This is a genomic window from Streptococcus sp. 449_SSPC (assembly GCF_001073005.1).
In the GTDB taxonomy this organism is placed as follows: Bacteria; Bacillota; Bacilli; order Lactobacillales; family Streptococcaceae; genus Streptococcus; species Streptococcus salivarius_F.
The window spans coordinates 250,940-263,338 of sequence record NZ_JVGR01000029.1 but is presented as its reverse complement, the minus strand read 5'-3'; the positions used below and the strand labels follow the sequence as shown (position 1 = coordinate 263,338).

General features: G+C 38.4%; 14 protein-coding genes. 1 reads left to right on the top strand and 13 read right to left on the bottom strand.

From position 1 onward, the window contains the following. Nucleotides 1-21: 21 nt before the first annotated feature. From ADH51_RS07330 to ADH51_RS07305, 6 genes are all read right to left on the bottom strand, one after another. Nucleotides 22-711 carry an XRE family transcriptional regulator gene (locus ADH51_RS07330; RefSeq protein WP_048675631.1) on the bottom strand — a complete coding sequence of 230 codons (690 nt, stop codon included), beginning with the start codon at nt 709-711 and terminating at the stop codon, nt 22-24. Nucleotides 712-805: 94 nt separating this feature from the next. Beyond that, a complete protein-coding gene (locus ADH51_RS07325; RefSeq protein WP_048675628.1) occupies nt 806-1,321 on the bottom strand; it encodes a transcription repressor NadR in 516 nt (171 codons plus the stop codon). Nucleotides 1,322-1,343: 22 nt separating this feature from the next. Continuing rightward, the gene (locus ADH51_RS07320) at nt 1,344-1,871 is read right to left on the bottom strand and encodes an ECF transporter S component (protein WP_002883896.1); all 528 of its coding nucleotides are present in this window, start codon (nt 1,869-1,871) and stop codon (nt 1,344-1,346) included. Between the two features lie 112 nt (nt 1,872-1,983). Next, nucleotides 1,984-3,546 carry a signal recognition particle protein gene (gene ffh / locus ADH51_RS07315; protein ID WP_021144071.1) on the bottom strand — a complete coding sequence of 521 codons (1,563 nt, stop codon included), beginning with the start codon at nt 3,544-3,546 and terminating at the stop codon, nt 1,984-1,986. 32 nt (nt 3,547-3,578) lie between these two features. After that, the gene (locus tag ADH51_RS07310; RefSeq protein WP_002883908.1) at nt 3,579-3,911 is read right to left on the bottom strand and encodes a putative DNA-binding protein; all 333 of its coding nucleotides are present in this window, start codon (nt 3,909-3,911) and stop codon (nt 3,579-3,581) included. Nucleotides 3,912-3,976: 65 nt separating this feature from the next. Continuing rightward, nucleotides 3,977-4,675 carry a GntR family transcriptional regulator gene (locus ADH51_RS07305; protein ID WP_048675625.1) on the bottom strand — a complete coding sequence of 233 codons (699 nt, stop codon included), beginning with the start codon at nt 4,673-4,675 and terminating at the stop codon, nt 3,977-3,979. 168 nt (nt 4,676-4,843) lie between these two features. Here ADH51_RS07305 and guaA point away from each other — a divergent pair, with 168 nt between their 5' ends. Continuing rightward, nucleotides 4,844-6,406: a glutamine-hydrolyzing GMP synthase gene (gene guaA / locus ADH51_RS07300; protein WP_037599997.1), complete on the top strand. Its 1,563-nt coding sequence runs from the start codon at nt 4,844-4,846 to the stop codon at nt 6,404-6,406. Nucleotides 6,407-6,692: 286 nt separating this feature from the next. Here guaA and ADH51_RS07295 read toward each other — a convergent pair whose 3' ends face one another. The 7 genes from ADH51_RS07295 to ADH51_RS07265 all read right to left on the bottom strand — a co-directional run bounded on the left by ADH51_RS07295 (nt 6,693) and on the right by ADH51_RS07265 (nt 12,396). Further along, entirely contained in the window at nt 6,693-7,277 is a 585-nt protein-coding gene (locus tag ADH51_RS07295) for a GNAT family N-acetyltransferase (protein ID WP_048675622.1), read from the bottom strand. Between the two features lie 282 nt (nt 7,278-7,559). After that, complete coding sequence (gene adhP, locus ADH51_RS07290) at nt 7,560-8,579, bottom strand: alcohol dehydrogenase AdhP (RefSeq protein ID WP_048675618.1); 1,020 nt, start codon at nt 8,577-8,579, stop codon at nt 7,560-7,562. A 161-nt stretch (nt 8,580-8,740) separates the two neighbouring features. Continuing rightward, nucleotides 8,741-9,022 (bottom strand): DUF5960 family protein, encoded by a 282-nt coding sequence (locus ADH51_RS07285; RefSeq protein WP_037600001.1) that lies wholly within the window; start codon nt 9,020-9,022, stop codon nt 8,741-8,743. Then, the gene (locus tag ADH51_RS07280) at nt 9,000-9,377 is read right to left on the bottom strand and encodes a hypothetical protein (RefSeq protein ID WP_048675615.1); all 378 of its coding nucleotides are present in this window, start codon (nt 9,375-9,377) and stop codon (nt 9,000-9,002) included. Before ADH51_RS07280 ends, ADH51_RS07285 begins: the two co-directional genes overlap by 23 nt. Next, nucleotides 9,374-10,789: a Y-family DNA polymerase gene (locus ADH51_RS07275; RefSeq protein ID WP_048675612.1), complete on the bottom strand. Its 1,416-nt coding sequence runs from the start codon at nt 10,787-10,789 to the stop codon at nt 9,374-9,376. Before ADH51_RS07275 ends, ADH51_RS07280 begins: the two co-directional genes overlap by 4 nt. Nucleotides 10,790-10,902: 113 nt before the next feature. After that, nucleotides 10,903-11,754 carry an amino acid ABC transporter substrate-binding protein gene (locus ADH51_RS07270; protein ID WP_048675609.1) on the bottom strand — a complete coding sequence of 284 codons (852 nt, stop codon included), beginning with the start codon at nt 11,752-11,754 and terminating at the stop codon, nt 10,903-10,905. A gap of 12 nt (nt 11,755-11,766) precedes the next feature. After that, entirely contained in the window at nt 11,767-12,396 is a 630-nt protein-coding gene (locus tag ADH51_RS07265) for an amino acid ABC transporter ATP-binding protein (protein ID WP_014634575.1), read from the bottom strand. Nucleotides 12,397-12,399: the final 3 nt, after the last annotated feature.

Sequence of the window (12,399 nt, the reverse complement as noted above, 5' to 3'; positions counted from 1 at the left end):
TGCCCAATCGATAAAAGTTGACTAAGCCTCAACAGGCATAAAGTTACCAACAATTTTACCAATAATTCGAGGATCTTCGTCATAGGGTGCGAACTTATCACCATAACGTTTATTGAGAGAAACTAAACGTAGCCCATCTTCCTCTCGATAAACTTTTTTAATATAGGTTTGCCCATCCCAGTCTACAGCATAAACAGCTCCATCATAATCAAAACCTGTTTGTTTGATTAGCACTACTTCACCATTTAGGTAGGTAGGTTCCATAGAGTCTCCAAAAACCCATGACGCAAAATCATGATCCAATTCTTCATCATAGAAAACTTCATCATAATTGCCATCACCAAAGTAAGTGTAACCAGTTCCGGCTGATAAACGCTCGAAAACTTTGTATGAGTAAAGGGGAATAACAGGTGCTTTCTGCTTTTCTGCTTCTTGCTCTTCTAGGAGAGCCTTAGTGAGTCGCAAAGCTTCTTGACGATTTTCCTCATTTAATTCCAAGTAGACTTCTACAATCTCATGTTCAGACAAGAAATAGGTCTCAGCCACGCCAAAAAGTTCAGCCAATACCGATAGATTCTTTTGATTTGGTTTCGTCTTACCATTTTCCCAATTAAAATAAGAGGAGCGTGAAATTCCTAGATGCTTAGCTACTGATGCTTGGCTCATTCCTTGTGCTTCTCGAATTTCCTTAAGTTTTTGTCCTGAAAACATGGCTACCTCCGTAAGTTAATAAACTAACATAAGTTTATCAAAAAAAGCAGCTGTTTTCAAGTGAAACTAACTACTTTTACATTTCTCTTCTATATCATTCTTTAACTAAAAAACCTAAATGATTAAGTGCCTCTTCAATGTAATCTATATCTTGCTCACTATCTGCTTCGACAAGATGGTAATGAACTCCGTTTGTTAAATCAGATAAGGGGCGAAAGTCATTTGACGAGGCTTGGTCTAAAAAATGCCTAACATCTCGACGACAAGTCAATTTCAACAAAGTCTGAATTTCTCCATAAACTGGATGATCTATCATAATATTTTGAATACGACCTCCATTATCAACAATAGCCAAAAGCTCATCTTCCATATCGGACACTTTATGATTCACCTTAAACAGTCGACGTACATAAGAATTGTCATCGCTACTTTTATAGATATATCCTCTATTAGTTGAAATAATCTGGGCACCATCTGCACGCAAGAGTGCAATATCTTGAACAATGATTTGACGTGTCACACCAAAATGCTCCGCCAAACTCTGTCCATTCATTGCCTCTTTAGCTCCCTTTAAGAGTGCCAATAATTCTTGTTTTCGATTTGAAGCCATAGACCAACCATACCTCTTTCAATTAGCGTATTTTTCGAATACTTTTGAAAATCGTTAATGCTATAACATAGTCTATCATACTATGGACAATAGTGCCAAAACCAACTAAAACAAAGAGAACATAGAACAGTTTTTGGAAATCCTCTCCTGTTACGGAATAAAAAATCACGCAAGCAAGAACTTCACCTATAGCATGGATAAGCCCTAAAACAAAATTGAAAAGTAATGATGATTTATGGTTTTCTATCGTTTGTGGAAATTTTTTCAAATAGAGTGCGCCTAAAAAGCCAAATATAATATGAGAAAAGGCTCTAAAAACAACCACAATCGGATAGCCAGCCATAAAGTATCCCAAACTAGAAGCTAAGATAACAAAAGCAGTTACCCAGGGGGATATAAACATAGCTAGAAATATTGGAACATGACTACCCAAAGTATACGAAGCCGGTGGGATGATTAGTTTAATTGGCATGATACTTGGGATAAGGATAGCAATTGCAGTTAATAAAGCTGCAAAGGTCATTTCTTGAATTCTCTTTTTCGGTTTCATAATTTACTCCTTTTTACTGTATATACATTAGTATATTACAGTGTATAGTTATATAAGTCAATATTTTTCAGAAAAAAACACTAGAGCAATATGCCCTAGCGTTTTAAGTCTCTTATTTACGTTTTTTCTTAGCTTTTTTCATCTTATTAGCTTGACGCTTCATCGCATGTTTCATGGCAAATGAACCAACCTTACCTTTAAGGCCACCACCAAGCATTTGGCTAAGATCCATATTTCCAAGATCCGGCATACCAGCGCCACCCATCATGCCTTCGAGAGCAGACATATCCATATTACCCATATCAGGCATATTTGGCATGTTTTTTGGCAAATTATTTGGGTTAAGACCCATTTGACGCATCATTTGCTCCATATCACCAGACATAACACCTTGCATCATTTGTTTGGCTTGGTTGAAGTCTTTAATAAACTTGTTTACTTCGATGAAGGTATTCCCTGAACCATTGGCAATACGGCGACGACGACTTGGTGTCAAAAGATCTGGATTTTCACGTTCTTCAGGAGTCATAGATGATACGATGGCACGTTTGCGTGCAATTTGCTTTTCATCTACTTTAACATTAGCCAAGGCTGGATTGTTAGCCATACCTGGCAACATCTTAAGCAAATCTTCCATTGGACCCATATTTTGTACCTGGTCTAATTGGTCAATGAAGTCATTGAAGTCAAAGGTGTTTTCACGCATCTTTTCAGCCAACTCAAGAGATTTTTTCTCATCGTACTCTTGAGAAGCTTTTTCGATAAGGGTAAGAAGGTCACCCATACCCAAAATACGACTTGACATACGGTCTGGGTGGAAAGTCTCGATATCCGTAATTTTCTCACCAGTACCCGTAAATTTGATTGGCTTGCCGGTAATCTCACGAATAGAGAGAGCCGCACCACCACGTGTGTCCCCATCAATTTTAGTAAGAACAACACCAGTGATATCTAGCTGTTCGTTGAACTCCTTGGCAACGTTAGCAGCTTCCTGACCAATCATGCTATCCACAACCAAGAGAATTTCGTTTGGATGAGCAAAGTCCTTGATATCATGCAACTCTTGCATGAGAGTCTCGTCAATCTGCAAACGACCAGCCGTATCAATCAAGACATAGTCATTCTTATTGGCACGCGCTTGTTCCAAACCATTTTTGACAATCTCAACTGCTGGTGTCTCTGTTCCCATATCAAAAACAGGAACATTGATTTGTTGCCCCAAAGTTTTCAATTGATCAATGGCTGCTGGACGATAGATGTCCGCCGCAATCATCATTGGACGGGCTTCTTGTTCCTTGATCAACTTATTAGCCAATTTACCAGCAAAGGTTGTCTTACCAGCCCCTTGGAGACCAACCATCATAATGATTGTTGGAATCTTTGGGGATTTCTCAATTTCAGATGTTTCAGACCCAAGAATATCTGTCAATTCTTCATTAACGATCTTGATGATTTGTTGCGAAGCATCAAGAGTATCAATGATTTCGTGACCTACAGCACGTTCACGAACACGTTTAATGAATGTCTTAACAACTGGTAGGGCTACGTCTGCTTCAAGAAGTGCCAGACGAATCTCTTTAGTGACTTCTTGAACTTCTTTCTCTGAAAGTTTTCCTTTACGTCTTAAATTTTTGAAAACGCCTTGCAAGCGTTCCGTTAAGCTTTCAAAAGCCATATATCATTTCCTCTCTTACTTTCTGCTTGGGTCTAATCTCTATTATCGATACTGCTGAGCACAGCAATTTGTTCCTGAAGATAGCTATCGTCTGGGTATTTTTCCATGATATCATCAAATATTTGGCTACGAACAATGTAATCTGAATACATATGTAGTTTCATCTCGTAAGCTTCTAAAATCTTCTCAGTACGCTTGATGTTATCATATACAGCCTGACGACTCACACCAAATTCCTCGGCAATTTCTGCCAAACTATAATCATCTGCATAATATAGCTCAATATAGTTCATCTGCTTATCTGTTAACAAGGCTGCATAGAACTCAAACAAGGCATTCATGCGATTGGTTTTTTCAATTTCCATAAGCTCCATTTTACCATAAAATCATGGTGTTAGCACTATTCTTGTGCAGAAAAAAGCCGTGACTGTTAATTGTTCTCCAAATAAAATTCAAAACGGTCGCCAACATAGTAACTTCGTACATATTCGAAAGCCTGCCCGTCTTGGAGGAAGGAAATTTGTGTCAGACTCAAGAGAGCATCGCCAGTCTTAACCTTGAGGTGCTTGGCCAAACTACTATTGGCCAAACTTGCTGATATGGTCTGCTGACTTTTCCCTATTTCATAGCCATTATCGGTTAAGGTCTTGAAGAAGTGTTCGGTAATTTCTGATTCCTTAAAACCTCGGATAATTTTCTCAGGGATACTGGCAATCTCATAGGCAACTGGTAGATCGTCTGCAAAACGAACACGTTCCATACGAATGACATAGGACTGCGGTAAAACACCTAAATTCTTGATTTCAAATTCATTGGGATGTACACGTTTATAAGAAATAAGCTCACTAGATGGTTTCTTGCCTTGGGATTTGACAATCTCAGTAAAACTCGTAGTTCCACGCATCTTTTCCTTAACTCGACTGCTAGCCACAAAAGTTCCACTGCCTGGTTTGCGTTCTAAAATCCCCTCATCCACTAAAAGTGTTATCGCCTGGCGCACAGTCATACGACTCACATCAAAAGTCTCGCAAAGATCTCGCTCGCTAGGGAGACGTTGCCCGATTTTCCAAGTACCATCATCAACATCTTCCTTAATCTTATCATGTATGCGAATATACGCTGGTAACATCTAATACCCCCTTCTGTACCCCTATTTTACAAAAAAAGTAACAGAATTGTAAAGATGAGTATGATACTTACAGTTTCTCGTATAAATCTAGGTGCTAAGTCCATAAATTTGTGATACAATGATTGCATAAGAAAGAGTCCATGTGTGACGTAAAAAGAAAGGGTAATAATGACTGACATTTCTACTTTGAATGATGTGCAGAAAATCATTGTTCTAGACTATGGTAGCCAATACAATCAGCTGATTGCACGTCGTATTCGTGAATTTGGTGTTTTCTCTGAATTGAAGAGCCATAAAATTACCGCTGATGAAGTCCGTGCCATCAATCCTATCGGTATCGTACTTTCTGGTGGTCCTAACTCTGTTTATGCCGAAGATGCATTTGGTATTGACGAAGAGATTTTCGAGCTTGGTATCCCAATTCTTGGTATCTGTTACGGAATGCAACTTTTGACCCACAAACTCGGTGGTAAAGTTGTTCCAGCTGGTGAAGCAGGTAACCGTGAGTATGGCCAATCAACACTTCGCCTTCGTACCCAATCAGAACTCTTTGCAGGAACTCCTGAAGAACAAGTTGTTCTGATGAGCCACGGTGATGCAGTTACAGAAATTCCAGAAGGTTTCCATCTTGTTGGTGACTCAGTAGATTGCCCATTCGCCGCGATGGAAGATACCGAGAAAAACTTCTATGGTATCCAATTCCACCCAGAAGTTCGTCACTCTGTATATGGTAATGACATTTTGAAAAACTTCGCTTTTGGTATCTGTGGTGCCAAAGGTGACTGGTCAATGGCTAACTTCGTAGATATGCAAATTGCACAAATCCGTGAAACAGTTGGTGACCGTAAAGTCCTTCTTGGACTCTCAGGTGGGGTTGACTCATCTGTTGTTGGTGTCCTTTTGCAAAAAGCTATTGGTGATCAATTGACATGTATCTTCGTTGACCACGGTCTTCTCCGTAAAGGTGAAGGTGACCAAGTTATGGAGATGCTTGGAGGTAAATTTGGCCTTAACATTATCCGTGTTGATGCTTCTAAACGCTTCCTAGACCTCTTGGCTGGTGTTGATGATCCTGAGAAAAAACGTAAAATCATTGGTAACGAGTTTGTTTACGTCTTTGATGACGAAGCAAGCAAACTTAAAGGTGTAGACTTCCTAGCTCAAGGAACGCTCTATACTGATATTATTGAATCAGGTACTGAGACAGCTCAAACAATCAAATCTCACCACAACGTTGGTGGTCTTCCAGAAGACATGCAATTTGAATTGATTGAACCGCTTAACACCCTCTTTAAAGATGAAGTCCGTGCCCTTGGTACTGAAATGGGAATGCCTGATGAAGTCGTTTGGCGTCAACCTTTCCCAGGACCAGGACTTGCCATCCGTGTTATGGGTGAAATTACTGAAGAGAAACTTGAAACCGTTCGTGAGTCTGATGCTATCCTTCGTGAAGAAATTGCCAAAGCTGGTCTTGATCGTGATGTATGGCAATACTTCACTGTTAACACAGGCGTTCGTTCTGTCGGTGTTATGGGTGATGGCCGTACTTACGACTACACTATCGCTATCCGTGCTATCACTTCAATCGACGGTATGACAGCTGACTTTGCGAAACTTCCATGGGAAGTTCTTCAAAAGATTTCTGTTCGAATCGTTAACGAAGTTGACCACGTTAACCGTATCGTCTACGATATTACAAGTAAACCACCTGCAACAGTAGAGTGGGAATAAAATATAAACCTAATTTAAAGTGACTTGATTGATTTAACAGCATTTTGAATTGTTTTAAAACGCTAAAATCTAATTAATTATATTTGGTTCCCCACCAAATACCCCACCAGAATTTCTTTCTGGTGGGGATTTTTTATATCTTATTTAAAAAATAAACCAATAAGCAATGATATGGGGTCAGAAAAATTTTTCCTTTTCTGATGTTCAGTACTAACTCTTACAACATACTTAGACAATGGGGAAAATCAAAACACTCAGATTGTTATTTATTTGTAAAAATTTCACTTTAACCATTTGCTATATTGCTTTCATTGACATTTAGCCCATAAATTTCAAAATCATGATAGGATCCATTATAGAACTCGAATTGGGAAATTTTGCTTTCCTTTTTAAAACCTAAACTGATTGGTATAAACTTACTTTTAACATTATCAACATCTATATAAATCAAAATCTTATCAATTTTAAATTTGGATGGAATGATTTTTATTAATTCTTTTAATCCCTGCTTTACAAAACCTTGATTTTCATATTTTTCTGATATCCAATATCCAATTTCGGCTTGATGTTTTTGTAAATCAATATTATGTATATCTATCATCCCTACTGGTTTCTGATTGACGCAAATTGTTAACATAAATAACTCATTACGCTCCATTTTTTCACGTGCATACTTTATAAACGCTCTTTCATTTTCAATACTTTTCATATCTTCCACCCAAGGAAGCCACATAGCAAGACGTTCTCGTTCAGTAGAAACAATCTCATATAACCCTTCACTATGGCTATCGGATATATATAAAAGTTGGCATCGTTTCCCATGTGATTTAAACTCTATGAATAGTTCCGAGTCCAAGTTGGTAGAATCCATTTCATACTCCTTGTTATAAATGATAATATTCTTTAACTCTTTATTTACGAAATCATTATATAACTTTTTTACTACTTTTCATATGAATAAAATTTTGTCTATCTTTTTAAGGTCAGAGCCTATTACAACAACAAACGAATTAAGGTAAAACTAAAGGACCTAGTCCTATATAGCAGAAAACTAAATCCTTCACTTAAATTATTTGTGTAACTTTCTGGTATCAGTGCAAGTCTACACCACTCGACTCTTCACATAGTCAGGATAGCATAGATAGATGTTTGCTTACTTAGTGAAATCCAATACTTTACGTCCTTGAATTTCACCTTTTTCCATTTGATCAAAGACTTCCACCGCTGTATCAACAGGAACGGTTTCAACAACTGGTACTACCAAGCCTTGTGCACCAAAGTCGAAGGCTTCTTCTAAGTCTTTACGTGTACCTACAAGAGATCCAACAACACGGATACCATCTAGAACTGTTTTGACAATTGAGAGCTCCATATATTCAGATGGGAGACCAACCGCAACGACTGTTCCACCAGCACGTACACTATCGATAGCCTGATTGAAAGCAACCTTAGAAACAGCTGTTACAACAGCACTGTGTGTACCGCCAGTTTTTTCTTGGATATAGCCTGCTACATCTTCAACTTCTTTACCGTTCACCACTAAATCAGCACCAGATTCTTTAGCCAAATCAAGTTTATCTTGGTTGATATCAACAGCCACTACTCGTGCATTGAAAACTTTCTTAGCATATTGAATAGCCAAGTTACCTAGTCCTCCAGCGCCATAAATAGCTACCCATTGACCAGGTTCAACTTTAGCTTCTTTAATAGCTTTATATGTTGTAACTCCCGCACAGGTAATAGATGAAGCTTGAGCAGGATTAAGTCCTTCTGGAACTTTCACAGCATAGTCGGCGGTAACCAAAGCATAGTCACTCATACCACCATCAACACTATAACCAGCATTTTTTACAGAACGACAGAGTGTTTCACGACCAGTTGTACAGTATTCACAATAACCACATCCTTCGAAGAACCAAGCGATTGATACACGGTCACCTTTTTTAAGTGTTTCAACCCCTTCGCCAACTTCTTCGACAATACCAATACCTTCGTGGCCCAGTATACGACCTGGTACTTGACCAAAGTCTCCATGAGATACGTGAAGGTCAGTATGACAAACGCCACAGTACTCAACTTTAACCAAAGCTTGGCCATGACCTACTACTGCTGGTTTTTCATGATCAACAACTTCAACACCTGTGCTTGCTTGATTAACAACAACTGCTCTCATCTTAATTACCTCCATATGATAACTTTTAACACCTTCATTATAGCACTTACAGAGGTAATATCAACGCTTACATAAATTTTTTCTTAGCTTGCGAAAACTTTCTTGAAAAGTCTCTATACAAATTCGATAAGTACTATTTTTTCTGCTGATATAGCTATATTTCAATCATTCCCAAGATATCTATACTGTCTCACAAGTGTCTTGGAATCCGGTAGGCTGACTTCAAAATGGAAATAATGATTGCGTCCATCTCTGGCATTCTCTTTATTTAATAAAAAATAATTCTTTTGACTGATGGCCATCTCCCTCATAATATCATCCGTCAAAAAGGTTAAGGGAATATCCATGGCAGAATAGCGATAAAAGTCCTCTTCAAATTTTAAATAGCTAGCAGAAAAATAATCAATTTGAAGTTTATCATCATAAATTTTTCTCTTCCTCATCTATGTTTTCAACCCCCAAACTAATTTCTAATATATCCTTTGTTAGAATACATTTATGTCGCTTGCAAGATTTTATAGTAACTTGATTAAAATCCAAGTCAACCACATAGCCACTACATCTACAGCACCTACCTTGATCCTTTATCTGGAAATTTCCCAATAATTGACCTGAATAAAGCTGGTTTAATAAAGTAAACTTCTCTAAATCATCCAAATGACTCGTAAGATTTTCTTTAGTCTTATCTTCATGTAGGGAACTTGTGTGTTCCGACAAGAAAAAGCCCATCCACTTCATCATTCCCCTATCTTTATGTTCCCTAGCTGATTGAAAGGGAAGGTAACTACGGTCTATCATTTTAAGCCATCTAATCCCCCAGCCGAGTGTCCACCAATAAGCTTACTTCGAGCAAGACTCCTAGATGCCCCCTGTAAAGAAGTCGCTTTTTGAATGGTCGTAAAGCCAAATTCCTGACGAATACTATCTATAGCTGACTGAAGCCTTTCTTCTTTATCAATGTCATCTGGATTATCAAATAAAGAAAGAATTTGAAACCCTTCATCTACAAAATTTGCATAAGAGACACTCACACTTCGAACAGCCCCTCCTTGATATTTCTTCCTAAAGAGTGCAATGACATGTCCTATTAATATCCTTGTGTTATTAGCAGGTTCAATCTTCATCTGTGCTTGTAGCGAACGCTTGCCCTCTAACTTTGAAAATCCAATGCTAATGGTAACTTGACAAGCTTTCTTATGAGCTCGTCTTAACCTAATGGCTACCTGCTCCGCCATCTCTCTTAGAATCAATTCAATATCAGCTTGACGCTCATAGTCTCGTGGTAAGATTTGAGAATTTCCTAAGCCATGTGACTTTGGTTTATAAGGTTTATGAACATTACTCTCATCAATACCGTTAGCATGAAAAAAGAGGTCTAAACCTACAATACCTAACTCCTTTTTAAGAGTATCAGGATTGCTATTAGCAAGTTCTCGAATGGAGCAAATTCCCAACTTGTTTAGCCGCTTCTCCATCCGCTTACCAATCCCCCAGAAATCAGTCATATGGGGAATATTCCAAACCTTAGTCTCGACATCTTCATAGGACCAGTTGGCTCTCATAGTAGCCGTATGTTTAGCCTCATTATCAAGAGCTAACTTAGCCAATAGGGGATTGCTGTTAGACATCCCAACTGTCGAGTAAATACCTGTCTCCCTCCAAATATCTCTTTGAATACGCCCTGAAATCATATCTAACTTATCTTTTCTTGTAACTGTTCTATCGGGAATAAAGTAATTCAGTGACGACGTGAGATCAATGAAACCCTCATCAATGGAATAAGGAAGAATGTCTTCAACACTGGCATAATTCTGGAAAATGTGTTGAATTTGGATATTCTTTTTTATATAGAGGTCCATTCTAGGAGGAACGATAAAGGTAACCTTGGCCCAAGATTCGATGTAATTTACAAAATCTCTATCCGTTGGAAGTCCCTGCTTTTTGGCATTATAATAATGAAACTTACGAGAATGAATGTCAAAAGGTAAGTCATAAGAACGACTAACATTTGACTTGCCAAAAACCTGCTTAAATATGGGGGAGGAGGCTAATATCAAACCATTAGCATTTTCAGCCCTGCTCATCACACATAGAGAAGTCTTAAGAGGGTGCAGCCCACGTTCAACACACTCTACACTCGCATAGAAAGATTTCATATCTACAAAAGCAATATCACTTTGCGGTTCTCTTGAATAATCAAAATATCCCATGCTCACCCTTTCGTTAGTTTATAAACTAACATTAGTATAAAATATAACTTGTTTTATTTCAAGTATTTTCCACAAAAAAATAACAACATCCCTTCTAGAATGTTGTTATCCTTCTATTTTTTCCCTTTAACTTGGTCGGTGGCAACATCTTCACCAAACCATTTGTCAGAAATCTTTTGGAATTCTCCATTTTTATAAAGGGTTCTAAATCCTTGATTGATTTTTTTGATCAGTGTCTTATCTGCCTTACGAGCACCTACAGCAAAGCTTTCACCCTCGTAACCAGCAGGCATAACGTTATACTGATCCAGAACTCCTGATTTTTCTAAGTAGTAATTAGCATACACACGGTCAATCAATAGGCCGTCAATACGTCCACTATCAAGGTCAATCAAGGCCTGAGTAAAGGTCGAATATTGGACTGCTTTTTGGTTGGCCACGATATCCTTCAAAATCTTCGGAGAAGCATTGAAAGCATCATAACCGGAAGAGCCTGCTTGGGCACCTAAGGTCTTACCTGCCATTCCTGCAACAGAATCAATTCCCGAAGACTTTTTGGTTACCAGTACTTGTTCATTGACCATATAAGGCACTGTAAAGTCTGCAGACTGCTTACGCTCATCCGTGACCGAGTAACCATTCCAAATGAGGTCAATTGTCCCATTCTTCAGTTCTGTTTCTTTCATATCCCAGTCAATAGCCTGCCATTCGACATCGATACCATACAATTTAAAAACTGCAGTAGCAAGATCAATATCAAAACCAACATAGCTACCATCCTTTTCCTCATACCCCATAGGAACAAAGGTCGCATCAAAACCAATTTTGATTTTCTTTTCTTTGGTATAGGTCTGCCACTGATTTTTCTGAGTTGCAAAATGTGAGCGCGAGCTACAAGCCGATAGCGCAAACAAAGGCAAAATGACAAGACAGCCTAGCAAAATCGTTTTTACTATTTTTTTCATGGAAAATCCTCACTATTTTGGATTGATAGTGACAATCTCATCGGCGATGTGCTGTGCAAACTGCATATCGTGAGTGATAACGATTTGCGTAATCCCAGTCTCACGATTCTGCAAAATCAATTTCTCAACTTCTTGACGCAACTCAGGGTCAAGAGCTGATGTTGGTTCATCATAACCGACAATTTTCGGATCAATCATCATAGCACGCGCAAATGCAACACGTTGTTTTTGTCCCCCAGAAAGAGAGTAAGGATAAGCATTTCCGTGAGCTCCAAGGCCTAAACGGTCAAGCAGAGCTTGAGCTTTTTTCTGAGCATCCTCCTTAGACATTCCCATCGTCTTAATTGGCGAAAGCGTTAGATTGTCTAAGACTGTTAAATGTGGAAACAGTTGGAAATCTTGGAAGACAAAACCGAGCAAATTACGGCTTTCCATCTGATCCAAAGGAATCTCTTCATTTTCATAAATAATTTGTCCTGAATCAATGGTTTCAAGTCCTGCTAGCATACGCAAGAGAGTCGTTTTACCACCACCAGATGGTCCGACAATAGCCAAGATTTTTCCTTCTTCTACTGTCAGATTATACTTATCAAAAATTTTGTGTTGACCAAATTGCTTGGAAATATTTTTTAATTCTAACATAAG